Origin of the sequence: Cognatishimia activa, assembly GCF_001458335.1 — a bacterium.
Classification (GTDB): Bacteria; Pseudomonadota; Alphaproteobacteria; order Rhodobacterales; family Rhodobacteraceae; genus Cognatishimia; species Cognatishimia activa.
The window spans coordinates 237234-259922 of sequence record NZ_CYTO01000004.1 but is presented as its reverse complement, the minus strand read 5'-3'; the positions used below and the strand labels follow the sequence as shown (position 1 = coordinate 259922).

General features: G+C 54.8%; 24 protein-coding genes. 7 read left to right on the top strand and 17 right to left on the bottom strand.

The genetic code is table 11. The features are described from left to right. Positions 1-18: 18 nt before the first annotated feature. On the bottom strand, positions 19-1026 hold the full coding sequence (locus TA5113_RS02375) for a hypothetical protein (protein WP_058313622.1): 1008 nt from the start codon (positions 1024-1026) through the stop codon (positions 19-21). Positions 1027-1128: 102 nt separating this feature from the next. Beyond that, complete coding sequence (gene secA, locus TA5113_RS02370; protein ID WP_058313784.1) at positions 1129-3825, bottom strand: preprotein translocase subunit SecA; 2697 nt, start codon at positions 3823-3825, stop codon at positions 1129-1131. Positions 3826-4008: 183 nt separating this feature from the next. Between secA and TA5113_RS02365 the strand changes: the two genes are divergently transcribed. The 4 genes from TA5113_RS02365 to TA5113_RS17125 all read left to right on the top strand — a co-directional run bounded on the left by TA5113_RS02365 (position 4009) and on the right by TA5113_RS17125 (position 6792). Beyond that, a complete protein-coding gene (locus tag TA5113_RS02365; RefSeq protein ID WP_058313621.1) occupies positions 4009-4860 on the top strand; it encodes a peptidylprolyl isomerase in 852 nt (283 codons plus the stop codon). 1 nt (position 4861) lies between these two features. Then, positions 4862-6091 (top strand): bifunctional glutamate N-acetyltransferase/amino-acid acetyltransferase ArgJ, encoded by a 1230-nt coding sequence (gene argJ, locus TA5113_RS02360; protein WP_058313620.1) that lies wholly within the window; start codon positions 4862-4864, stop codon positions 6089-6091. Between the two features lie 10 nt (positions 6092-6101). After that, entirely contained in the window at positions 6102-6500 is a 399-nt protein-coding gene (gene mutT, locus TA5113_RS02355) for an 8-oxo-dGTP diphosphatase MutT (protein ID WP_058313619.1), read from the top strand. 169 nt (positions 6501-6669) lie between these two features. After that, positions 6670-6792, top strand: a complete 123-nt coding sequence (locus TA5113_RS17125) for a hypothetical protein (protein ID WP_258953911.1) — start codon at positions 6670-6672, stop codon at positions 6790-6792. Between the two features lie 127 nt (positions 6793-6919). Here TA5113_RS17125 and infB read toward each other — a convergent pair whose 3' ends face one another. The 7 genes from infB to pip form a co-directional block, all read right to left on the bottom strand. Beyond that, the gene (gene infB, locus TA5113_RS02350; protein WP_058316594.1) at positions 6920-9421 is read right to left on the bottom strand and encodes a translation initiation factor IF-2; all 2502 of its coding nucleotides are present in this window, start codon (positions 9419-9421) and stop codon (positions 6920-6922) included. Then, the gene (locus tag TA5113_RS02345; protein ID WP_058313617.1) at positions 9418-10050 is read right to left on the bottom strand and encodes an RNA-binding protein; all 633 of its coding nucleotides are present in this window, start codon (positions 10048-10050) and stop codon (positions 9418-9420) included. The genes infB and TA5113_RS02345 overlap by 4 nt, the downstream gene beginning before the upstream one ends. A gap of 8 nt (positions 10051-10058) precedes the next feature. Then, positions 10059-11687: a transcription termination factor NusA gene (nusA, locus tag TA5113_RS02340; RefSeq protein ID WP_058313616.1), complete on the bottom strand. Its 1629-nt coding sequence runs from the start codon at positions 11685-11687 to the stop codon at positions 10059-10061. Positions 11688-11691: 4 nt separating this feature from the next. Next, entirely contained in the window at positions 11692-12276 is a 585-nt protein-coding gene (gene rimP / locus TA5113_RS02335) for a ribosome maturation factor RimP (RefSeq protein WP_058313615.1), read from the bottom strand. Between the two features lie 145 nt (positions 12277-12421). Then, positions 12422-13042 carry a CDGSH iron-sulfur domain-containing protein gene (locus tag TA5113_RS02330; protein WP_058313614.1) on the bottom strand — a complete coding sequence of 207 codons (621 nt, stop codon included), beginning with the start codon at positions 13040-13042 and terminating at the stop codon, positions 12422-12424. A gap of 100 nt (positions 13043-13142) precedes the next feature. Further along, positions 13143-14651, bottom strand: coding sequence for an ABC transporter substrate-binding protein (locus tag TA5113_RS02325; RefSeq protein WP_058313613.1), 1509 nt, complete (start codon positions 14649-14651; stop codon positions 13143-13145). 84 nt (positions 14652-14735) lie between these two features. After that, complete coding sequence (pip, locus tag TA5113_RS02320) at positions 14736-15707, bottom strand: prolyl aminopeptidase (RefSeq protein ID WP_058316593.1); 972 nt, start codon at positions 15705-15707, stop codon at positions 14736-14738. Positions 15708-15756: 49 nt separating this feature from the next. Here pip and ubiG point away from each other — a divergent pair, with 49 nt between their 5' ends. Continuing rightward, positions 15757-16503, top strand: a complete 747-nt coding sequence (gene ubiG, locus TA5113_RS02315; protein ID WP_058313611.1) for a bifunctional 2-polyprenyl-6-hydroxyphenol methylase/3-demethylubiquinol 3-O-methyltransferase UbiG — start codon at positions 15757-15759, stop codon at positions 16501-16503. Positions 16504-16532: 29 nt separating this feature from the next. On the opposite strand, the gene TA5113_RS02310 is transcribed toward ubiG, so the two are convergent. From TA5113_RS02310 to TA5113_RS02290, 6 genes are all read right to left on the bottom strand, one after another. After that, on the bottom strand, positions 16533-17060 hold the full coding sequence (locus TA5113_RS02310) for a hypothetical protein (RefSeq protein ID WP_058313610.1): 528 nt from the start codon (positions 17058-17060) through the stop codon (positions 16533-16535). A 68-nt stretch (positions 17061-17128) separates the two neighbouring features. Further along, positions 17129-17287 carry a hypothetical protein gene (locus TA5113_RS16875; protein ID WP_165589372.1) on the bottom strand — a complete coding sequence of 53 codons (159 nt, stop codon included), beginning with the start codon at positions 17285-17287 and terminating at the stop codon, positions 17129-17131. Then, positions 17284-17736 (bottom strand): MarR family winged helix-turn-helix transcriptional regulator, encoded by a 453-nt coding sequence (locus TA5113_RS02305; RefSeq protein ID WP_058316592.1) that lies wholly within the window; start codon positions 17734-17736, stop codon positions 17284-17286. The genes TA5113_RS16875 and TA5113_RS02305 overlap by 4 nt, the downstream gene beginning before the upstream one ends. After that, positions 17717-18556, bottom strand: a complete 840-nt coding sequence (locus TA5113_RS02300) for a carbon-nitrogen hydrolase family protein (RefSeq protein WP_058313608.1) — start codon at positions 18554-18556, stop codon at positions 17717-17719. The genes TA5113_RS02305 and TA5113_RS02300 overlap by 20 nt, the downstream gene beginning before the upstream one ends. Further along, entirely contained in the window at positions 18556-18813 is a 258-nt protein-coding gene (gene grxC / locus TA5113_RS02295; protein WP_058313607.1) for a glutaredoxin 3, read from the bottom strand. The genes TA5113_RS02300 and grxC overlap by 1 nt, the downstream gene beginning before the upstream one ends. A 37-nt stretch (positions 18814-18850) precedes the next feature. Then, the gene (locus TA5113_RS02290) at positions 18851-19585 is read right to left on the bottom strand and encodes a ComF family protein (protein ID WP_181949454.1); all 735 of its coding nucleotides are present in this window, start codon (positions 19583-19585) and stop codon (positions 18851-18853) included. Positions 19586-19597: 12 nt separating this feature from the next. Here TA5113_RS02290 and TA5113_RS02285 point away from each other — a divergent pair, with 12 nt between their 5' ends. Together TA5113_RS02285 and hemH are read left to right on the top strand one after the other, a co-directional pair. Next, positions 19598-20413 (top strand): methyltransferase domain-containing protein, encoded by an 816-nt coding sequence (locus TA5113_RS02285; RefSeq protein ID WP_058313606.1) that lies wholly within the window; start codon positions 19598-19600, stop codon positions 20411-20413. A gap of 88 nt (positions 20414-20501) precedes the next feature. Beyond that, positions 20502-21560 carry a ferrochelatase gene (hemH, locus tag TA5113_RS02280; RefSeq protein WP_058313605.1) on the top strand — a complete coding sequence of 353 codons (1059 nt, stop codon included), beginning with the start codon at positions 20502-20504 and terminating at the stop codon, positions 21558-21560. Positions 21561-21658: 98 nt separating this feature from the next. On the opposite strand, the gene TA5113_RS02275 is transcribed toward hemH, so the two are convergent. Then, entirely contained in the window at positions 21659-21841 is a 183-nt protein-coding gene (locus TA5113_RS02275; RefSeq protein WP_058313604.1) for a hypothetical protein, read from the bottom strand. A gap of 145 nt (positions 21842-21986) precedes the next feature. Further along, a complete protein-coding gene (locus tag TA5113_RS02270) occupies positions 21987-22601 on the bottom strand; it encodes a L,D-transpeptidase (RefSeq protein WP_058313603.1) in 615 nt (204 codons plus the stop codon). Positions 22602-22689: the final 88 nt, after the last annotated feature.

Below are 22689 nucleotides of genomic sequence, written 5' to 3'. Positions count from 1 at the left end.
TGGGACCCTGCGCTGCGCTTAGTTATTGCGCGCGATTGTCAGGTCTTCGAGCAAGTTTTTCAACACCAGAAAATCACCAGTGGCCCCACAATCGGGCATCACAAGATCAAAGCTGTTGGTCAATTTGTCGCCGCCGCCGTTCACTTGCAGGGTTTCTGCAGCAATTGGGCGGTTACAGTTCGCACCATTCACCTCTGCCTCGACAGTCAACAGCACTTGGCCGTCTTGCGAAGGGTTGGATTTCGGGAATGTATAGACGTCAGCCATGCGCGAAATTTCGCTCTCGCCTGCACCCATACGCATCATAAATCCGCCGTTGCCACCGATCACTGCGGTCAAGTCACGAGGATTGCCAAACCAAACGTGACCCTCTTCGCCGTAGTCGGCATCAAATTCTAACGCATGGATTTGAAGACCGGTTTCGCCCAGCCATTGCAGCGCGACGCGGTCATAGAAAACAACTGCCGGCACTTCGGTGCGCGCTTTGCGTTCGTCACCGTTGGGGAACGTCACATTGAAAGATGCAAATTCGTCAAACGCAGGTACCGTAATATCCAGACGGCCCGCGTCATCCAAGACTTCATGGAATTTCAGACCCGCATGGGAAATTGAGATACGCGCATTCGGCATGCAGCTTGCTTCAATGGTTAGATCCACAAGCGCCGCGATCGTCGGTTCAGCGCTCAAGCTCATATCGCAGCCTAGAATCGGCGTAGGCTCTTCCAAAGGCATTTTTGCGATCGGAGCATCAGTGCTCAGCGAGACGGTGATGGGCCGCGTCGGGAAAGATGCCTCTGGCTCTGACGGAACCTTGGGCAAAGCATGAGCGGATAAACCAACAGATGAGGCGATTTGAACCGAGGCTTCAGTTGGCACCTCAAGCTTTTTAACCTTTTCTGGCTGCACCGCCGATGCCTGTGTCGGCGTACCGCTTTGCAAAAAGAAACCGATGGCCGCCGCAGTGACCGTCGTGCCAGCGATCAACGCCAGCTTTCCAGAACGTCCTGATAGTTTGATGGGAATCATCTCGCTCCCTCCTACTCGCAATAACTCATCTTGCAAGGTGGGCAGCAAAAAGGGCGCCGGTGTGGCACCCTTTTGAAGAATATCAGACGATTTCTGGCCGCTTTAGGCCAGTTTGCCGTGGCAGTGTTTGAACTTCTTACCAGATCCACACGGACAAGGATCATTACGACCCGGATTTCCCCAAGTGCTCGGGTCGTCTTCTTTGAAACCTTCAACAAGTGGCTTGCGATTAGCCTTTTCCGCAGCTTCCGCCTGGGCCTGAACTGCCGCTGCCTGCTGTGCCTGAACTTGCGCAATCATCGCGCGCTGTTCTTCTTCCGTCAGCGGACGAATTTGGCTGAGGTTGCGCGTAACATCTGTGCGCAGGCCATCCAGCATGCTTTCAAAAAGTTGGAAGGACTCGCTCTTATATTCATTCAACGGATCACGCTGCGCATAACCACGGAAACCAACCACAGAGCGCAGGTGTTCAAGCGTCAGCAGGTGTTCGCGCCATTTGCGGTCGATGATCTGCAGAAGCAATTGCTTTTCGATGCCACGCAGTTGCTCTGGACCGAACTGAGCCGCTTTCTGCGCCATATGTTCGTCAGCTGCCTTCTCAAGGCGCTCAATGATGTCTTCATCATCCACACCCTCTTCCTGCGCCCAATCGGCAACTGGCACATCAATGCCAAGCTGCTCAACGACAGCGCCTTGCAGGCCCTCAGTGTTCCACTGATCCGCATAGGTTTTCGGCGGCATATATTCGTCTACCAGATCACCAATCACCTCATGACGCATGTCTTTGATGATCTCTGACAGGTCCTGGGCTTCCATGATCTCGCGACGTTGAGAGAAGATCACCTTCCGCTGATCGTTCATCACGTCGTCGAATTTCAGCAACTGCTTCCGAATATCGAAGTTGCGGCCTTCAACTTTCGCCTGCGCGCGCTCGAGCGACTTGTTGACCCAAGGGTGCACAATTGCTTCGCCTTCTTTCATGCCCAGCGTGGACAGAACTTTGTCCAGACGGTCAGAGCCAAAGATGCGCATCAAATCATCTTCCAAAGACAGGAAGAACGCAGAACGCCCCGGGTCACCCTGACGGCCCGAACGACCGCGCAGCTGGTTATCAATCCGGCGACTTTCATGGCGTTCTGTCGCGAGAACAAACAGACCGCCGGCTTCTTTCACTGCGTCTTCGTCAGCCTTATGGCCCTCTTCGATTTTGGCCCGAATTTCGTCTGGGTTCGTCTCTGGATCAGCGGCAATCGCTTCCATGATTTTGAATTCAACGTTGCCGCCAAGTTTGATGTCAGTACCACGGCCCGCCATGTTGGTCGCAATCGTCACGGCACCCAATTTCCCAGCATCAGCAACAATCTGCGCTTCCTGCTCGTGCTGGCGCGCGTTCAGAACGTTGTGCTTGATGTCCGCTTTAGTCAGCAGGTCCGACAGCAGTTCGGATTTCTCAATGGACGTCGTACCCACAAGCGTCGGTTGGCCTTTGCCGCTTGCTTCTTTGATGGTGTCGACAATCGCGTTGTATTTTTCCTGTGCAGTCCGGTAGACCGCATCGTCGTCATCAACCCGCGCCACAGGGCGATTGGTTGGGACTTCGACAACGCCAAGATTGTAGATTTCTTGGAATTCTTCTTCTTCAGTCAGCGCCGTACCGGTCATGCCGCCCAGCTTGTCGTAAAGACGGAAGTAGTTCTGGAAGGTCACCTGCGCCAGAGTCACGTTTTCAGGTTTGATCGAACAGCCTTCTTTGGCTTCAATCGCTTGGTGCAGGCCTTCAGAGAGACGACGACCAGCCATCATACGGCCGGTGAATTCGTCAATCAGAACAACTTCATCACCGCGAACAATGTAGTCTTTGTCCTTGGTAAACAGCTTATGGGCGCGCAGGCCTTGGTTCACATGGTGAACGATAGAGGTGCTTTCAGGGTCATATAGGGACTGGCCCTCTGGCAGAATGCCCGCTGCACTAAGCTGCTCTTCCAGCCAATCGTTGCCTTCGTCGGTGAAGGAAACGTTGCGGGTTTTTTCGTCCAGCGTGTAGTGCTCTTCGCTGATCGACGGAATGATCTTATCTACGGACATATAAAGTTCCGTGCGGTCTTCTGCTGGACCAGAGATGATCAGAGGTGTCCGCGCCTCATCGATAAGGATCGAGTCCACCTCGTCGACGATCGCAAAGTAATGATCACGCTGAGACAGGTCCTTGAGCTCGGACTTCATATTGTCGCGCAGATAATCAAAGCCCAGCTCATTGTTGGTCGCGTAGGTGATGTCACACTGATAAGCGGCTTTTTTCTCGTCATCAGGCTGCTGAGGATAGATCGCGCCAGTAGACATCCCAAGTGCGCTGAAGACCTTGCTCATCCATTCCGCGTCACGACGAGCGAGGTAGTCGTTCACAGTCACGATATGGACGCCACGACCTGTAAGCGCGTTTAGGTAGGCCGGGAAGGTTGCCACAAGGGTTTTACCCTCACCGGTTTTCATCTCAGAGATGTTGCCTTGATGCAGGAAGATGCCGCCCAAAAGCTGCGTATCAAAGGCACGCAGACCAAGCGCACGTTTCGCGGCCTCTCGGCAGTTCGCAAAAGCTTCCGGCAGGATCGCATCCAGCGCCTCGCCACCTTCCACACGCTTGCGGTATTCCGCGGTCTTTTCGATCAATTGCTCATCGGTGAGTTTCTCGAACTCTTCCTCAAGCGCGTTGATCTTTTCGACAGTCGAACGGGTTGCTTTGATCTTACGGTCATTCGGCGTTCCGAAGACCATTTTCGTCAATTTTCCAAAACCCAACATGTTCGTTTGTCCTTCGTTGACAATTTCTTGTGCCGCTTCTGCTTGCCCGATCCCGCCCCTGCTCATACAAACGGGACAAAGGGTTCTTGCGACAGCCTCAAAGCTACGTAAGGGCGCATCTATACAGTGTCAACGTCGCCAGACTGCGCGACCCCCGCTTGGGGTAATTCGAAGGACAAAACCATGTCAAAAACGCTCAATTTCCTGCGCGGCTCCGCCGTTGCGCTGATGCTTGCAACCCCCGCATTTGCAGACGATTCGCCCAATGCAGAAACGGTTGTGGCGACCGTGAATGGCACTGAGATCACTCTGGGCCAAATGATCGCGGTGCGCGCGGGTCTGGACGCACAATATCAATCACTTCCAGATGACGTTTTGTTCAACGGTATTTTGGACCAGTTGGTGCAGCAGGCACTGCTGGGCAGCAGCCTAGAAGGTGACACCCCTAAACAGGTGGAACTCGAGCTCCAAAACCAACGCCTCGCACTAATGGCGGCAGCTGTTATTCAAAACGTCATCAACACCAAGATCGATGATGCCGCTGTCCAAGCCGCCTACGATATCCAGTACAAGGATTTTGAAGGCCCACGTGAATTCAACGCGTCCCACATTTTGGTACAGACAGAAGAAGAAGCGAAAGCCATAGCAGAAGAGATCCGGGGCGGCGCAGATTTTGCAGAAACCGCGAAAGCGAAATCCACTGGCCCCTCCGGCCCGAATGGCGGCTCTTTAGGGTGGTTTGGTCCTGGTCAAATGGTAGCGCCATTTGAAGCGGCTGTAGAAGCGCTCGAAGTTGGGGCGATTTCTGATCCGGTTCAGACACAGTTCGGTTGGCATGTGATCATCCTGAACGAGTCTCGTCAGCAGGAAGCACCACCACTCGATGCTGTCCGCCAGCAGCTCGAAGGCGAGCTTCAGCGCACAGTTATCGAAGAAGAGATCAAGCGCCTAGAAGGAACCGCTTCCATCGACAAATCCGGTAGCGAAGCGCTTGATCCGTCCATCTTGAAACAAGCCGACCTGTTGGAGAACTGATTTGGCCACGACGACGCCTATCTCCCCGCTGGCTCCAGCGGGCTTTCCGGAATTGCCCGCTGTCGACGGGGTGGAATTCGCATCCGGCGAAGCTGCCGTGAAGTATGAAGGCCGCAAGGATGTGTGTCTGATCACCCTCGCAACCGGCAGCTCGGTGGCAGGGACATTCACCAAATCCGCGACAAGGTCCGCCAACGTTTTGGATTGCCAGCGCAAGCTGGGCGGCGCAAGCGATGCAGGCGCCGCCTTCTTCATCAACTCCGGCAACTCCAACGCCTTTACGGGCCGTGCAGGGGAAGGCTCTGTCAAAGCCATTAGCGAAGCGATTGCAAACGCAACCGGACTGCCGGAGGATCGGATATTTACGTCTTCAACCGGGGTAATCGGAGAGCGTTTGCCGCATGAAAAAATCACGGCGAAGGTCGCGGATCTGGCCGGCAGCCTCGATGCCGACGGTATCGAAGGTGCAGCGCAAGCGATCATGACCACAGACACCTTCGCAAAAGGTGCAACGGCAACCGTAGAGATCGACGGCAAACCGGTGAAAATCGCAGGTATCGCCAAAGGCTCCGGTATGATCGCGCCGGACATGGCGACCATGCTGGTCTACGTCTTTACCGACGCCAAAGTATCCCAGCCATTGCTGCAAGAGATCCTGTCTGACCTCACGGACGTGACCTTCAACTGCATCACGGTGGACAGCGACACATCCACGTCAGACACGCTCTTGCTTGGCGCAACCGGCGCGTCAGGCGCCGAGGTCACGTCTAAAGACGGCGCGTTTAGCGACGCGTTAAAAAGCGTCATGCTTGAACTTGCCCATCTGGTGGTAAAGGACGGCGAAGGCGCGACCAAATTCGTTGAGATCCAAGTCACCGGGGCGGCCAATGACGCGGATGCAAAGACCCACGGTTTGGCGATTGCCAACTCACCTTTGGTGAAGACTGCCGTTGCGGGCGAGGACGCGAACTGGGGTCGCGTTGTCATGGCCATCGGAAAATCCGGCGCGGCAGCAGACCGAGATCTTCTTTCCATCCGATTTGGGGACATTGTCGTCGCCGAAAAAGGTTGGGTCGCGGAAAGCTACGCCGAAGAACAAGGCGCGGCCTACATGAAGCAAGACCACCTCGAGATTGGAGTGGACTTGGGTCTTGGAGATGGCAAATCCACCGTTTGGACCTGCGATCTCACCCATGGCTATATCTCAATTAACGCTGACTACCGGTCTTAAGGGAACTCTCATGAAAACTGTTCTTGTTTCCGCAGTAGCGTTGATTGATCGTGACGGCCGCATTTTGCTCGCACAACGCCCAGAAGGGAAATCCATGGCTGGGCTGTGGGAGTTCCCGGGTGGCAAAATCGAGGAAGGTGAAACGCCTGAAGCGGCTTTGGTACGCGAACTTGAGGAAGAGCTCGGGATTAAAACCTGGGACAGCTGCCTGGCGCCCCTTACCTTCGCCAGCTACAGCTACGATTCGTTTCATCTGCTGATGCCGTTGTTTGCGTGCCGCAAATGGGAAGGAACTCCGATTGCACAAGAAGGTCAGACGCTCAAATGGGTGCTTCCAAAAGACCTGAAAGAGTACCCGATGCCCCCCGCGGATGTGCCTTTGATACCGATTCTCCGTGATTGGCTGTAAACAGGCAACATAACATCCAGCTCACAAGATCTTTTGGTTAGGATTTCCCTAATTGACTTGGTTTTTTTGTGGTTCTGCGTAATGTAACAGCACTGTGGCGGATAACTGGGCCGTCGCAAAACAGACTAGCTACTTAATTCACTTGTCATTCAATCTGGGGGGATTGGACATGTTGAGAACCATTATGGTGGGCAGCTGCATCTCTGTGCAGGGCTTCTTTGTGAGAAATCTACCAAACGGACTGATCGCAGTACGCGTTGGGGAACGGGTCTTCCAAGGACGTCCGGTCTAACGACCTAAGATACACCTCGTAGAAGACAAAAAGCGCAGCCATTGGCTGCGTTTTTTGATTCAGGCTTCTACAAATGAAAAAGCCCACCAGAACCGGCGGGCTTTTCTAATTCAAACCGAGCTACTCGTTAGTCCAGCGTACGCTGCACTTCTTCACGCTCGAAGATTTCGATCACGTCGTCAGCGCGGATATCGTCGTAATTCTCAAACGCCATACCACATTCTTGACCGGACTGAACTTCCGCCACTTCGTCTTTGAAACGCTTCAGTGTTTTCAACGTGCCTTCGTGGATCACCACATTGTCGCGCAGCAGGCGAACGCCCGCGGAACGACGTGCCACACCTTCGGTGACCAGACAGCCGGCAACTTTACCAACGTTGGACACTTTGAAGACGTCTTTGATCGCCGCGTAACCGATGAAGTTCTCTTTGATCTCCGCAGAGAGCAGACCAGAGGCCGCCGCTTTCACATCGTCTACAAGATCGTAGATGACGGAGTAATAACGGATCTCAACACCCTTCTGGTTCGCAGTGTTCCGAGCAGATGCGTTCGCACGAACGTTAAAGCCCATGATCGGAGCACCGGAGGCTTCAGCAAGACCAACGTCAGATTCAGTGATCGCACCCACACCGGAGTGAAGAACACGTACGCGCACTTCGTTGTTGCCGATCTTTTCCATCGCCTGAACGATGGCTTCGGCAGAACCCTGCACGTCAGCTTTCACCAGAATTGGCAGTTCAGAGACGTTCTCGTCTTCCTTCGCCTTCTGCATCAGCTGTTCCAGAGTGGTCGCTGCACCAGCCGCCGCACGCTTATCTTTGGCCGCTTTCTCGCGGTATTCCGCGATCTCACGCGCCTGTGCGTCGGTTTCTGTCACGTTCAAAACGTCACCAGCTTCTGGCGTGCCGTTCAGGCCCAGAACCTCTACCGGTACCGAAGGACCAGCTTCTTCGACGCGCTCACCCTTGTCGTTGATCAGCGCACGGACTTTACCGTACTGCTCACCCACAACGAAGATGTCACCCTGACGAAGTGTACCTTTCTGAACCAGAACAGTCGCAACCGGGCCACGGCCCACGTCAAGCTGCGCTTCGATTACAGCACCCTGTGCCGCGCGATCTGGGTTGGCTTTCAGTTCCAGAATTTCGGACTGCAGCGCGATCGCTTCAAGCAATTCATCTAGGCCTTGGCCGGTGATGGCAGAGACTTCAACGTCCTGAACTTCACCAGACATAGCTTCCACGATCACCTCGTGCTGCAGCAGTTCTGCGCGCACTTTGTTTGGATCAGCCGCTGGCTTGTCACATTTGTTGATTGCCACGATCATTGGCACTTCCGCCGCTTTCGCGTGGTTAATCGCCTCAATCGTCTGTGGCATCACGGAGTCATCCGCCGCAACAACCAGAACAACAATGTCTGTCCCCTGCGCACCGCGGGAACGCATCGACGTAAACGCCGCGTGGCCCGGAGTATCCAAGAAGGACAGAACGGTGCCGCTGTCGGTTGTCACCTGATACGCACCAATGTGCTGGGTGATGCCGCCGGCTTCGCCAGCCACAACTTTCGCGTCACGGATCGCATCCAGAAGGGATGTTTTACCGTGGTCAACGTGGCCCATGATGGTGATGACCGGAGGACGATCCTGCAGATTTTCTTCAGTATCTTCAACGTCGGTAATAACGTCTTCAACGTCAGAGTCAGAAACCCGCACAACCTTGTGGCCGAACTCTTCGATGATCAGTTCCGCAGTATCCGCATCAAGCGTTTGGTTCTGCGTCACCATCATGCCCATGTTCATGAGCGCCTTAACGACGTCAGCCACGCGTTCTGCCATACGGTTCGCCAGCTCAGAAACCACAATGGCTTCTGGAAGCTGAACATCACGGATCACCTTTTCGCGCTCAACCTGACCGCCCATTGCCTTCTGACGCGCGCGCTCTTGCTTACGCTTCATCGCAGCCATGGATTTCTGACGACCGCCAGCACCGCCGGTGGCTTGGCTCAGAGTCAGCTTACCAGAGCGACGACCATCATTTTGGCCGCGACCACGTCCGCGCTGTTCGCGTTCACGATCCGCTTTGCGCGGGGTCGCCGCTGGCGCTGGCTTGTGGTTTGGTTCGCGTTTTGCAGGCGCCGCCGCCTTCGCAGGCGCGGCTTTCGCAGCCGCTGCTTCCGCTGCCGCGCGCTGTGCCGCTGCTTCAGCGTCTTTGCGCTTTTGCTCTTCCGCTTCCGCTTTGGCCTTGGCTTTTTCCTCGGCCTCACGCTGTTCGCGTTCTTTCTGTTCCGCTTCCGCGCGACGACGCTGACGCTGTTCCTCGCGTGCCTTCTCTTCGGCTTCGCGACGTTGTTTGTCTTCGGCCTCGCGGGCTTTCGCCGCTTGCAGCGCCTTTAGACGGCGCGCCATTTCCGCTTCAGAAATCCCGGCAGGACGTTTGGACGGGTCACCGCCCGGCTGGCCAGCACTGACGCCTGGTTTCGAAGCACCGGGCTTTGGCACCACAACGCGTTTGCGTTTGGTCTCCACCACGACGTTCTTGGTACGCCCGTGGCTAAAGCTTTGCTTTACGTTGCCCGGACGACCCGCACCACCGCGCAGGCCCAATGTCTTTTTACCGTCGTTATCGCTCATCTAGCTGTCTTACCCTTCTGGGCGGCCCCTGCCGCCGCAATTTCACGTACGCCCTTCAATCGTTGGGCTTCCTCTACAACTCTTTTTGTGAGTCCACCAGTGGCAAGCGCACCATGTATTACAGTTTGTCGCCCAAAAGCCAATCCTAGCTCCTCCTGAGACAACCAACCGATGTAGCTCCCGTAATGCGGTGTGCTCAGTTTTGACTTGCCGCGACCGGAACCATCCGCCGCTTGAATCAAGACCTCTGCCACCTCTTTAGAGAGCCAGTCTTTCACTTTCTCATACCCGGCGACCGCATCGCCGGATTTGCGCGCCAGGCTGATCAGATCAACCACCCGGCGAGCCAATTGTTTTTCCACCTCATCCGCCAAGCCGTCAGGTACAGTCACCTGTTGCTTGACCGCGCGGGCAAAAGCGCCCTTTTTAGAGGCCTTTTCGATCGCAGAACGATCTGCAGAAACCCACATGCCCCGTCCCGGCAATTTGCCAAGCACATCCGGCACGATGGTGCCATCGGGGCCAGTCACAAAGCGCACCAACCCATACTTGGGCTGGGTATCACCCGTAGCGATACATTTGCGTTCCGGGCCATTCTCCCGGTTTTTTGGCTGACCACCGCGTGACATGCTGATCCTTACGCTTCCGCCTCAGATGCGCCTTCCTCGGCACCTTCTTCAGCTTCTTCCTCGGACTGAGCCACCAGTTCTTCCGGATCAACCCAACCCAGAACGACGCGGGCAGTCATAACCATGTCCTGCGCTTCTTCCAGAGTAACACCGAATGGTTCCAGAACACCGTCATCTTTGACACGTTGACCGTCGACTGTTGTCCAGCCACCGGCCAGCTCCCAGTCCGCACAAGTTGCGAAATCTTCGAGCGTTTTCACGTCGTCTTTCGCCAGTGCTTCTACCATTTGGGCCGTCAGGCCTTCAAATGCAATAAGGCTGTCCTCTGCGCCCAGCGCGCGGGCCGCATCCAGAGCTGCTTTTGCAGCGGCTTCCAGATATTCGCGCGCACGGGTTTGCAGCTCATTCGCTGTGCCTTCATCGACACCATCAATGACCAGCAATTCGTCGATCTCAACATATGCAACCTCTTCGAGGTTTGCGAAGCCTTCAGACACCAGAAGCTGTGCAAAGAATTCGTCAATATCCAACGCTTCTTGGAAGAGCGCGGTACGGGCTTCGAATTCTTTCTGACGACGAGCGGATTCTTCCGCTTCGGTCATGATGTCGATGTCGAGGTTGGTCAGCTGAGACGCCAAACGTACGTTCTGACCACGACGGCCAATGGCCAAAGACAGCTGCTCTTCCGGAACAACAACTTCGATCTTGCCTGCTTCGTCGTCCAGAACAACCTTGGTCACTTCTGCAGGTTGCAGCGCGTTCACCAAGAATGTTGGCTGATCTTCGTTCCAAGGGATGATGTCGATCTTCTCGCCTTGCAGCTCGTTCACAACAGCCTGCACGCGCGAACCACGCATACCAACACAAGCACCAACTGGGTCGATGGAGTTGTCATAGGAGATCACAGCAATCTTCGCACGGGAACCCGGATCACGCGCCACGGCTTTGATCTCAATGATACCGTCATAGATTTCTGGCACTTCCATTTTGAACAGCTCTGCCATGAATTCTGGTGCAGTACGCGACAGGAAGATCTGCGGGCCACGGGTCTCGCGACGTACGTCTTTGATAAAGACGCGGATGCGGTCATTGGGGCGATAGCTTTCGCGGCCGATCTTTTCGTTACGACGCAGAACCGCTTCGCCACGGCCAATATCTACGATGACATTGCCGTATTCTTCGCGTTTCACCAGACCATTGATGATGGTACCAGCCTTGTCTTTGAACTCTTCGTACTGACGATCACGCTCTGCTTCGCGGACCTTCTGCAGGATAACCTGCTTCGCAGATTGCGCCGCGATACGGCCCAGTTCTACCGGTGGGATTTCCTCAACGAACGTGTCGCCGATTTCCGGAGCTTCCAAATACTGTTTGGCTTGCTCAACGGTCATTTCCGCCTGGTAGTTCTCAATCTCTTCTTCATCCACCACGGTACGCACGCGTGTGAAGGTCGCTTTACCGGTTTTACGGTCGATGGACACGCGAATGTCCATTTCCGCGCCGTAACGAGACTTGGCCGCACGGGCCAGCGATTCTTCCATCGCTTCAACCACCAGACCGGGGTCGATCATCTTTTCACGGGCTACAGCTTCAGCAGTTTGCAAAAGCTCCAGCTGGTTTGCAGAGGTAATTGCCATTTACTCAGTCCTCCTTGGAACCGGTGTCGGTTTCAGTCTCGTCGAAATCTTTATCACTCAGATTGCCCGCTTCTTTGCGCTGCTTCAGCATTTCGGCAATCAGATCATCGGTTAGAACCAGCTTGGCATCCGCCAGCCAGTCAAATTGCAGGCCAACGGTTTGCACTTCACCGCCCTGCTCCAGGTTAACCAACACCTCTTCGCCTTCAACGCCGGCAAGGATGCCGCGAAAGCGTTTCTGGCCGTCGATCAGCTCGGATGTTTCAAGCTTGGCGTCATAGCCTTCATAGGTCTCAAAATCCTTGAGACGGGTCAGCGGGCGGTCAATGCCTGGGCTGCCCACTTCTAAGACGTAGGAATCATCCAAAGGATCTTCCACGTCTAGGATCGCGCTGACCGCGGTGCTGATTTCACCACAATCATCCACTTCGATACCGCCCTCTGGGCGTTCCGCCATAATTTGTAGCGTGCTGGTCTTGCCGCTCATTAAGCGCAGACGCACCAGCTCAAACCCCATGTCTTCAATCACAGGGGCGACAATCTCAGCCAAACGCCGATCCATCGCAGTTTTCGCAATCAAGTTGCTCATAGTGTTGTCATGTCCAAACACAAAAAAACGGGCCCGCGGCCCGTCAGAATTTCCGGTGGAGCGTTCGACCCGAAGGTCCAGCGCGCCGCTGTTGAGGGGGATATACGCCTTATCCCCCGAGTCTGCAAGTGCGTTTCGTTAGGCCTTAATCATCGCGCCATTTTTCATCGTGATGAGTGCCGTCGCAATAGGGTTTGTTGCCCGATTTCCCGCAACGACACAGCACGTATTTTCGCTCGGACATATTCTCGGCCTGCGGCGGCACCGGCGAAGGCACATCCAATATCCAATACGGACCGTTTTTCTCAATTTGTATCTGCGCACCATCGGTGGTGAGGTGCGGCTCATCAGCATTGGCAATGGCCAAGGCGCTCGAAGGACAGGCCGCAACCACCTTTTTCACATCTTCAATGGTGCCGGTGTCAGGCGTGATCCAAGGCCGCTTCTTGGAATCAAACACGTGCGGAGACAGCTTATTGCATTGCGCTGCATGCGAGCACAGAAGCGGGTTGAAAGTGACGGAAATCTCTTCGCCTTCATAGTTCAGCAAACGATCGCGCCCCGCAGGTGTTCCGCCTCGGCTTTCAAAACCAGCCTCTTTATGCGCCCCATCGCAGAAAGGTTTGTTTTTACTCTCACCACAACGGCACAAAGCCATCACTGGCTTGCATTCCACCTCGCTGCCATCAGGCATCCGCAAGTGTGTGATCCCTTTGACGACAAAAGGTCCGTTTTCACGTTCTTCGATGGTTGGGCTGTCTGACATGGCAGGCTCCTCACTGGCTGTGTCTTATGACATCAGCATAAGTGCAGAGTGTTCTTGCGCAAAATCATAAGTCTGTGCGTTGGTGCAGAGTATTACTGCGTTATGCGAACCACCAGCGCTCGATCATGCGACCGCTGTCTTGGGCGAATAAATTCCCGACAGAAGGTCCATGCTTCAGCCGCGCATGGTGAGCATCCGCGAAATTCGCAAAAGCTGGGATCAGCGCACCGCCGTCTTTGGCCATGAGTTCCTGCATGTCTTGGTAAAGTGCACGGCGCTTGTCCGTGGCCAGTTCCGCCCGTGCGCTCAGAAGCAGGTTTTGGAACTGTGGGTTCTGCCATTGGCTATCATTCCATGCGCCACCTTCGGCGGCCATCATGGTGAACATCCAGTCTTCGGTGACGCGCCCCGACCAGACCGACGCCTGAACCGTTAAATCAGCGCCCTGACCGCTCAAAACATTGATGCCCGCCGCCTGCGCATCTCGCGCCACAACGTCAGTCAAACGCGCCATCGCCGAATGTGCCGTCGTGCTTGAATCAATCTGCACATCCAAAGCCCGCAAGCCCGCCTTCTTCAAATAGAACCGTGATTGATCTGGATCGTAGTCATTTGGCACAGGCGACCCAGCGAGATACTGATTAAGCGGCCCAATCGGATGGTCCGCGCCGACCTGCCCGTGGCCCAATAATGTTTCATCGACAATCGCCTGCCGATCCACCACATGCTTTAGCGCCTTACGCAGGTTCACATCATAAAACGGAGCACGATCCGCCCGCATCGAGAACCCGATATGCTGGTTGCCCACCACATCACTCACGCGCAGCGTCGGCTTCTTCAGAACATCAGCCTTCTGAGCGAGGTCCAGATCGTTGATCGCATCAACTTGACCGGTCAAAAGCGCATTCACCCGATCACTCGGCTCATTCATCGCGATCAGCTCAACCGCGTCAAACCAACCTTCTTTGCCATCTTTATAGTGCCCACGCACCCGCCCAAGCATCGCGCGCTTGCCAGGTGTAAAACCGATAACCTTATAAAGGCCCGTACCGATCCCTTGAGACATGGCGGTTGCCATGTTGTCCGCCGGGTAGATGCAAAGGTGATAATCCGCCAATAAGAACGGGAAATCCGCATTTGGTGCCGCCAGATGGAACCGGACCTCATGGCTGCCCAGCGCCTCCATCTCTGAAATCGCCGAAACAATCCCACGTGCCGGGGAGTGTGGCTCCAGATGCAATCGCAAGGACGCCATCACGTCTTGGGCGTCAAAGAGTTTGCCATTGTGGAACTCGACCCCTTGGCGCAGTCGGAACGTCCACACTTTGGCATCTGCACTGGCTTCCCAGCTTTCCGCCAACTCGCCAATCAATTCACCGCTCGCCGCAACTTGGGTCAGCGTATCAAACACTGCGCCATGCCCGGCCATGACCATGAATTGGCCGCGATGGGTTCGGCTGTCCCAGCTATCCGTTGCATGGGCTCCGCCGACACCAAGGCGCAACACCCCACCGCGACGCGCGGCAGCGCCCAGCGGAAGACCAGACGCCGCAAGAACACCGGCGGCAGCGCCGGTCTTCAATAGGTTACGTCTGTCCAAACGGGTCACGGAATCGAGGTCCTTTGTCTAAAGCGGCTTTCAGAAAAGCGCGGATTTTTAAGATTTACAAGCGGATGAGCGTAAAAACTCTGTTCACAGCTCGGCGAAGTCCTTCATGACGCGCACCAATTCAGCAGTAATGCCCGGTTCGCTGAGCGCGTGCCCCGCATCCTGAATCATCCGCAACCGCGCATTCGGCCATTTCTTTGCCAATTCGTAAGCGGAATACGGCGGGCAAATCATGTCATAGCGCCCTTGAACGATCACACCGGGGATCGACGTGATCCGGTCCATATGCGCAAGGATCTGCCCGTCGAAATCTAGGAAGCCCGCATTTGTGAAATAGTGGTTCTCTAACCGAGAGAACGCCCGCGCATATTCTGCATTGGGCTGACCGGACATACCGTTTGACGACATAGACGCCAGCGAGTTCTCCCACGACGCCCAAGCGCGTCCGTATTTCACTTCGGTCTCTTCATCGCCAGAAAACAAACGTTTGTGATAGGCAGCGATCATGTCATCGTGCTCATCTTCTGGAATGAGGCTCGCAAACCGCTGCCAAGCTTCCGGCCAGAACTGCCCAGCGCCGCCGCCGTAGAACCAATTCAGCTCCGCCTGCGTCATCAGGAACACCCCGCGCAATACCAGAGCCGCCGGGCGTGTCGGATGGGTTTGCGCATAAAGCAGCGCCAAGGTCGCACCCCAACTGCCGCCAAAGACGATCCATTGATCAATTTCTAGCTCTTCGCGGATACGCTCAATGTCCGCAATCAAATGCCAAGTGGTGTTGTCCTCAGTCGACGCATGGGGTTTTGACCGCCCGCATCCGCGCTGATCAAACAAAATGATACGATAGACCTTGGGGTAAAAATACCGCCGCATCGCCGGGCTCGCGCCCCCGCCGGGACCACCATGGAACACAACAACGGGCAGGCCTTCTGGATTACCAGATTGTTCGACATAAATTGTGTGGCCATCGCCCATATCCATCATCCGCTGATCAAACGGATGGATCGGCGGAAATAATGATTCAAGTGTGCGCTTATGACCCGAGTGTTTGTCCATATTCGATCTATATAGTATTGCGCCCCCAGATGAGCACATGGAGTGAAGAATGCAACCCACGATGAACACTGTCGACCCCGCCGAAGTCGCAAAGTTCCAGGCCATGGCCGCGGAATGGTGGGACCCCAATGGGAAGTTCAAACCGCTTCATATGCTAAACCCGTGCCGGTTGGACTATATCACACGGCAAATCGCCGAGGAATTCGACCGTGACCTAACGTCCGAAAAACCATTCGAAGGGATCAATATCCTCGACATCGGTTGCGGCGGCGGTTTGCTGAGCGAACCCATGGCGCGACTTGGCGCAACGGTGGTCGGCGCCGATGCAGCAGAACGCAATATTCCGGTGGCTCGAGTCCACGCGGAGCAATCTGGGCTGGAAATCGACTACCGGCACACCACAGCCGAAGCCATCGCCGAAGCGGGCGAGACTTTTGATGTGGTGCTCAACATGGAAGTGGTCGAACACGTGGCTGACCCGCAAGAGTTCCTGACCGTCTGCCAACAGCTTTTGCGCCCGGGCGGTTTGATGGTGTGTTCAACCCTAAACCGGAACGCCAAAAGCTTTATGATGGGCATCATCGGTGCCGAGTGGGTCATGCGCTGGCTGCCAAAAGGCACCCATGAATGGAACAAATTCATCACGCCGGATGAGCTGTTTTCAATGCTGGAAACCGCGGGCTTGAACCCGGTGGACCGTAAAGGCTTTGTATTCAATCCGCTGGGTTGGAGCTGGTCGATTTCAGACCGGGATTTGAGCGTGAATTATGTGACGGCGAGTTTGAAAGCCGCCTAATGGCGCGCGGCCAAATTGGCCGCGCAATGCTATAAACCTTGGATGATCAAGTTGGATCCCGGGCTCAAAGTACAGCCGCCGTAAGGCACCTTTGAGCGGAGAGCAAAAATTACTCTTTTTTCTGCTACGCTTACTTTCATTTGAGCAGGGTCATTGCTTTGCCGAAGGTTGGTGAAGGTCGAACTGTAATTGCCAGCAACCAGTACGAGCGTATCCGACACCGCATCATAGTCCAGCGACCAAACACTTTGGGTGCGGAGGTTCAGCCGTAAGTTCGTATGAACGCAATTTCCCGATGCTAGGAAACTTTGGTTAAAAAAAACAATGTCACCATCAAAATCAGAAAACAAATAACGATATTGACGGCAATTATACGGAAGTCGCCCCGACACACTTTGAATGATCGTATCGACGGTTTTCTTCTGTCCTCGTTTCTGCCAAAGCGAATCTTGGTCTGAATAAAGGCTGTCATATGTCTCTTCGCTGGAATTCAAAATGTCTTGCTCATTGGCGTTCGCTCCCCAAAAAATCTTTTGTGTAGGAGATGTTAACGACATTTATTAGTTCGACACAGCATTATTTTTTCGTTGAATTCAAAACGTCCTGACCACGATCTACAGTCAGCTCACTTCTCGCAAACACCCTCGGAATGCACCCAGCGCCCGCCATCAGCGGCACAGGCTTCAGCATCTTGCGCACTCTTTAAGGTCGGCAACGTATAGACCAGCAAAAAGATCACGGCCGCCATGACGGCAAACAGGTTCATGCCTTTACGGCCGATCACCCGTCACCCTCCAGCTTCACCCGAAGCTCTCGCAAGACAGGCAACACGCCGCGCACGCGGTTTTCGCCCAATTCGCCCACCACTTCGCTAAGAAGTGGCGCAATTCCCGCCAGTGCCGCGTCCCGTGCGCTTTGACCGGCTGGGCTGATCGCCACCATCTTGCGGCGGGCGTCATCCCAATCGGGGCGGATATGCACGTATCCGGCTGTTTCCAGCTTGCTCAACGTGTTGGTCATCGCCCCACGGGTCACATGAAACGCCTTCGCCAATTGCGCCGGGCTTTTTTCTGCATGGGTGTGCGCCAGATGGTTCAGAACCGAGAAATGCGAAAGCTCCATCCCTTTTGGCAGCGCCTTGGTCAGGCGGCTACGGGCCAACTGGTCTGCCATCAGGATCTCACTGAACAGCGAGACCGCTAAGGCATTGGAGTCACTGACGGTCTGGGCCATCGAAATCCTTATCGTGGGTCAGGGATGGAATGCGCGTGCGAGCTTTGTCCACTTTTTCGCGGTCCAAATCAACGAAGATTGTCCCCGGCTCAACCCCAGCGTTTGTGACAACCTCTCCCCAAGGGGAAACCGCCAGAGAATGCCCATATGTTTGGCGCTGCGGACCTCTATTTGCCGCGTGGGCGCCCGTTTGAGCGGGCGCTAGTATCCAACAGCCGTTTTCAATCGCCCGCGCTTGCAAAAGTGCCTGCCAATGGGCCGCCCCGGTGACTTTGGAAAAAGCCGATGGGACTGTGATGACCTCAGCTCCAGCCTGCGCAAGTCTGCGGAACAGTTTTGGAAACCGCAGATCATAGCAGATCGTCAGACCGATGTTCGCAAAGGGCGTTTCTGCAAGGACCGCCTTGGTGCCGGGGCGGTATCCGGCCGATTCCCGGTAGGTTTCTGTCTCTGAAACCTGCACATCAAACATGTGGATTTTATCATATCGCGCGGCGATCTCGCCATCCGGCGTGATCAGGAACTGTCGATTGGCAAAGCGCCCATCCGGGTCGTCGGTTTTCAGTGCCAAAGACCCAATGGTCAGCCAAATCCCATGACGCGCCGCTTCATTTCGCAGGCCAGCAAGGGTCGGATCATCCTGTTCAAGACGCAGGACTTCGTTCTGATGAGTTCTGCTGCCCGATACGCAATTTGTGACCTCGGGCGTCAGAACATATCCCGCACCCTCGCCCACCGCTTCCGCAATACGGTCTTTGACCAAGGACAGATTGGTCTCGGGGTCATCAGACGACGTGATTTGCAGAAGCGCTGTTTTCATCAAGCGGCCAGCAGCGGGTCCAACTTGCCCGCGCTTTCCAGCGCCATCATATCGTCGCAACCGCCGATGTGTTTTCCGTCAATGAAAATCTGCGGGAACGTGCGGCCACCATTGCTGCGCTGGATCATTTCGTCTTTGCGCGCCGGTTCTTTCCAGCCGTCATATTCCACAAAAGCCACGTTCTTTTGGGTCAGAAGGCGCTTGGCCGCAGCGCAGAAGCCGCACATTGGGCGGGTATAGATTTCGACATTTGCCATTGTCTGAGTTCCTTAGGATCTTGGTTTGGGCCATGATCTAAGGCAGTTTGGCCACCCTTGCTAGGGCGATCACGCTGACTTGAGCCGCCTTTGCCGCCAAACATGCCCCTGTTGCCGCAGAAAATGTCGCTCCGCTGGTCATCACATCATCTACAAGAAGGATATCGCGGCCCTTGATCCGCCCAGAGTGCTTAAGGTTTACCGCAATGCTACCCACCAGATTGTCATGCCGTTCCTGCCGCGACATGCCTTCCATCGCCAAGGTTGCCCGCGTTCTCACAAGCAAATCTGGCACATAGGGCACCGCCAAGTGATGTGCCATATCTGCAGCTAGGAGTGCGGATTGGTTAAACCTTCGCCGAAGAAACCGCTTCCAATGGAGCGGGATCGGACAGACCACAGTTTTCTCTGAGACAATGTCTTTTGCCGCCGATGCCATCCAACGCGCCGCAGGATGCACAATATCGTGCCGGTCTCCGTGTTTAAGCCGTAACACCATTTGCCGGGCACGGCCCTCATAAAGGAACACCGCCCGTCCCCGCACCCATGGTGTCGGATTGGTCATGCAATCATCACAGGTCTCCAACACGTCGCTCGGTGCACCGGGCAGCGGTGATCCGCAAGCGTCGCAAATCGCGCCACCGATAAAAGGCGTATCCCGCCAACACGCCCCACATAAGTTGAAATCTTCCTCCACAAGGTCGCCGCAACTCACGCAGCGAGGCGGAAAAATCACCTGCATAGCGGTTTGAACTTGTTTTCGCGTGATCATAAGGTCGGATCCATGCAAAACACGCCCCAGCTCACCGATCGCAAAGCGCTAGAGATATTTCGACGTCGTGCCGGCCGCGAGGGCGGGATGTTCCTGCAAACCACCGCAGCCGACGACCTGCAAGATCGCCTATCGATGGTTAACAGAACCTTTCGCGCACCGGCGATCGTGACACCTTTTCCCGAAATCTGGGCGGGGCGCTTTCCAAAAGCGGTGATCATATCGGATGATGACGTGCTCTCACTTCAGCCCGGCGCCCATGATGTCGTGATCCACGCAATGGCACTGCATTGGGCCAATGATCCGGTGGGGCAACTGATCCAATGTCGTCACGCACTGAAGTCAGACGGTTTGCTGCTGACCGCGAGTTTCGGCGGACAGACACTACACGAATTACGCGCTTCTTTAGCGCAAGCGGAGTCCGAATTGACCGGCGGCTTGTCGCCACGCATTTTGCCGATGGGCGAAATCCGAGACATGGGCGGATTGCTGCAACGGGCGGGGTTTGCCCTGCCGGTTGCAGACGGCTTCCCTGTAACTGCGAGTTATGAAAGCGCCTTCCACTTGATGAAGGATCTGCGCGCGATGGGTGAAGCGAACGCACTGACCAATCGTCGCAGGTCTTTTTCCCGGCGCGGCGTTTTTCAAAGAGCTGCAGAGATCTATCAACAAAACTTCTCTATAGATGAACGCGTACAAGCGACTTTTGACCTTATTTTCATGACCGGATGGGCCCCAGACCCTTCTCAACAAAAGCCCCTACGTCCAGGATCGGCCCAACAGCGACTTGCGGACGCGCTAGACACAAAAGAGAGTAAACTCCCCTAAACACCATAATCCGCGCAATTCACAATTGACCCAGTGCTGTAAGGCGCTATCTCAGATGGACGTTTTGAAAAGATAGTAGGACGCAACAATGTCAGCCACCTGCCCTATGCATGCACCCAAAGACCACCCAAAGGTGCCCCGTGGCAAAACCGGTATCCTGCTCGCAAATCTTGGCACACCTGACCACTACAGCTACTGGCCCATGCGTCGTTATCTGAACGAGTTCCTTTCGGATCAACGGGTCATCGACTACCCGAAATGGAAATGGCAGCCGCTGCTTCAACTGATCATCCTGACCAAACGCCCCTTCACATCCGGTGAAGCCTACAAATCGATCTGGAATCACGAAGAAGGCGAAAGCCCTTTGATGACGATCACCAAGGCGAAAACTAAAAAATTCCGCGCCGCGATGGAAGATCTTTATGGCGATGATGTCATTGTGGATTTCTGCATGCGCTATGGCAATCCTTCCACCAAGTCTAAGGTGCGCAAAATGGTAGAAGCTGGTTGTGAGCGTATCCTGTTCTTCCCGCTTTACCCCCATTACGCAGGCGCGACGACAGCAACCGCAAATGACAGTTTCTTTGACGCTCTGAAGAAAGAAGCGTGGCAGCCTGCGGCTCGGACCGTACCGGCGTATTTTGAGCACCCGGATTATATCGACGCTTTGGCCAAATCGGTGGAAACCGCCTATGGCAAGATGGAAACGCGACCTGACATTCTGGTGGTCAGCTACCACGGAATGCCTCTTCGCTATCTCATGCAGGGCGACCCGTATCATTGCCAATGTTCAAAAACGACCCGACTGCTCAAAGAACGCCTCGGTTGGGAAGACACTGATTTGGTGACCACTTTCCAATCTCGTTTCGGGCCAGAGGAGTGGCTGCAACCCTACACTGTCGAGGAGGTTGCGCGTCTGGCCGAGGAGGACGGAAAAAAGAACATCGCCGTGATTGCGCCGGCATTTTCTGCGGACTGCATCGAGACGCTTGAAGAGATCAACGAAGAAATCAAAGAAAGCTTTGAGGAGGCGGGTGGCGAACACTTCACCTATATCCCGTGCCTCAATGACGATGACGCGCATATCAAAGCGCTGAGCCAGATCGCGCAAGAAAACCTTGGCGGTTGGCTTACACCATCATCCTGAAACGGATCAGCCAATTAACTGGGTTCAAAAGAAAAGGGCGCTTCCAAAAGGAAGCGCCCTTTTAAATTCTTCTCAACGGCTAATCGCCGTCGGTCCGATTAGTCAGCTGCAACTGCTGCTGCTACAACTGCCAAGATCAGCAGAGGAACAACGAAGTTAGAAGAAGAAGACGCTGCTTCTTCCATAACAACTGGTGCTTCAACCATTGGTTCGGACATGCCACCAGCGAATGCGGTGGAAGCTGCTGCAGTCAGAGCTGCTGCGAGAACGAGTTTTTTCATAGTAACCTCCAGAAAATTAGCTCACGTCACAGGTTTAGGCGACGTAAGCACCCAAGACTTACCTCGTATCTTAGGTGTAAACAGTAAAAGCAGGGCTTTGCAAACCCAAAGACGGGGGAAAAATCCGCCGAACGTCTCTTTGTGGTCAAATAAGCAACACTTGTGTGCCAACTTTTGCCAATTCAAAGAGCTCGGCGATATGTTCGTTGTAAAGGCCCACACATCCATTCGAAGAACGGCGACCGATCTTACGTGTATCGTGGGTGCCGTGGATCCGGTAATAAGTCCAGCTTAGATAAAGCGCATGAGTCCCCAATGGGTTATCAGGACCCGGCCCAACATATTCCGGCCACTCAGGATTGCGTTTACGCATCGCTGGTGTCGGGCGCCAGCTCGGGCCTTCCACCTTGCGGATGACTTTGGTGCGGCCACGACGGGTCAGGTCTTCGGTCAGCGGCACAGAGCTTGGATACAGCTTATATGTGCCGTCCTCACCCCAGTAATGCAGCGCGCGGCTGGTGATATCCACCAAGATCGCCCCATTCTTGAGGTTATCAAAATAGGGCTCCCAACGCATGGTGCGGAAGCTTGAGGTATTGCGACGTACCGTTTCTGTGATGTCGCGCTCTACTTCCGTCGTCGCTGTAGAATTCACGTCTTGCGCCAACGCAGGCGCACCCACAAAAGCGGTGCCGGTCGCCAGAAAGGCGCGGCGCCCAATAAGCAGCTTGTCTGCTTTAGTCTTGCTGTCTTCACTCATCTCATTTCGCCTCATGTCACGCGATTTTTCGCCAATCTATTGCTTGAATGCCTCAGTCGCAAATCAAACAAGCGTCATTTGGCTCAAC

What these genes read in the sequence shown, in the direction of transcription:
- TA5113_RS02375 (WP_058313622.1), bottom strand. Translation starts at nt 1,026, where the DNA reads ATGATTCCCATCAAACTATCAGGACGTTCTGGAAAGCTGGCGTTGATC.
- rimP (WP_058313615.1), bottom strand. Translation starts at nt 12,276, where the DNA reads ATGAGCAACTTGATTGCGAAAACTGCGATGGATCGGCGTTTGGCTGAG.
- TA5113_RS02345 (WP_058313617.1), bottom strand. Translation starts at nt 10,050, where the DNA reads ATGTCACGCGGTGGTCAGCCAAAAAACCGGGAGAATGGCCCGGAACGC.
- nusA (WP_058313616.1), bottom strand. Translation starts at nt 11,687, where the DNA reads ATGGCAATTACCTCTGCAAACCAGCTGGAGCTTTTGCAAACTGCTGAA.
- TA5113_RS02330 (WP_058313614.1), bottom strand. Translation starts at nt 13,042, where the DNA reads ATGTCAGACAGCCCAACCATCGAAGAACGTGAAAACGGACCTTTTGTC.
- TA5113_RS02300 (WP_058313608.1), bottom strand. Translation starts at nt 18,556, where the DNA reads ATGAAAACAGCGCTTCTGCAAATCACGTCGTCTGATGACCCCGAGACC.
- ubiG (WP_058313611.1), top strand. Translation starts at nt 15,757, where the DNA reads ATGCAACCCACGATGAACACTGTCGACCCCGCCGAAGTCGCAAAGTTC.
- TA5113_RS02270 (WP_058313603.1), bottom strand. Translation starts at nt 22,601, where the DNA reads ATGAGTGAAGACAGCAAGACTAAAGCAGACAAGCTGCTTATTGGGCGC.
- TA5113_RS02365 (WP_058313621.1), top strand. Translation starts at nt 4,009, where the DNA reads ATGTCAAAAACGCTCAATTTCCTGCGCGGCTCCGCCGTTGCGCTGATG.
- pip (WP_058316593.1), bottom strand. Translation starts at nt 15,707, where the DNA reads ATGGACAAACACTCGGGTCATAAGCGCACACTTGAATCATTATTTCCG.
- TA5113_RS02305 (WP_058316592.1), bottom strand. Translation starts at nt 17,736, where the DNA reads ATGGCCCAGACCGTCAGTGACTCCAATGCCTTAGCGGTCTCGCTGTTC.
- secA (WP_058313784.1), bottom strand. Translation starts at nt 3,825, where the DNA reads ATGTTGGGTTTTGGAAAATTGACGAAAATGGTCTTCGGAACGCCGAAT.
- hemH (WP_058313605.1), top strand. Translation starts at nt 20,502, where the DNA reads ATGTCAGCCACCTGCCCTATGCATGCACCCAAAGACCACCCAAAGGTG.
- TA5113_RS02285 (WP_058313606.1), top strand. Translation starts at nt 19,598, where the DNA reads ATGCAAAACACGCCCCAGCTCACCGATCGCAAAGCGCTAGAGATATTT.
- grxC (WP_058313607.1), bottom strand. Translation starts at nt 18,813, where the DNA reads ATGGCAAATGTCGAAATCTATACCCGCCCAATGTGCGGCTTCTGCGCT.
- TA5113_RS17125 (WP_258953911.1), top strand. Translation starts at nt 6,670, where the DNA reads ATGTTGAGAACCATTATGGTGGGCAGCTGCATCTCTGTGCAGGGCTTC.
- TA5113_RS02275 (WP_058313604.1), bottom strand. Translation starts at nt 21,841, where the DNA reads ATGAAAAAACTCGTTCTCGCAGCAGCTCTGACTGCAGCAGCTTCCACC.
- infB (WP_058316594.1), bottom strand. Translation starts at nt 9,421, where the DNA reads ATGAGCGATAACGACGGTAAAAAGACATTGGGCCTGCGCGGTGGTGCG.
- mutT (WP_058313619.1), top strand. Translation starts at nt 6,102, where the DNA reads ATGAAAACTGTTCTTGTTTCCGCAGTAGCGTTGATTGATCGTGACGGC.
- TA5113_RS02310 (WP_058313610.1), bottom strand. Translation starts at nt 17,060, where the DNA reads ATGTCGTTAACATCTCCTACACAAAAGATTTTTTGGGGAGCGAACGCC.
- TA5113_RS02290 (WP_181949454.1), bottom strand. Translation starts at nt 19,585, where the DNA reads ATGATCACGCGAAAACAAGTTCAAACCGCTATGCAGGTGATTTTTCCG.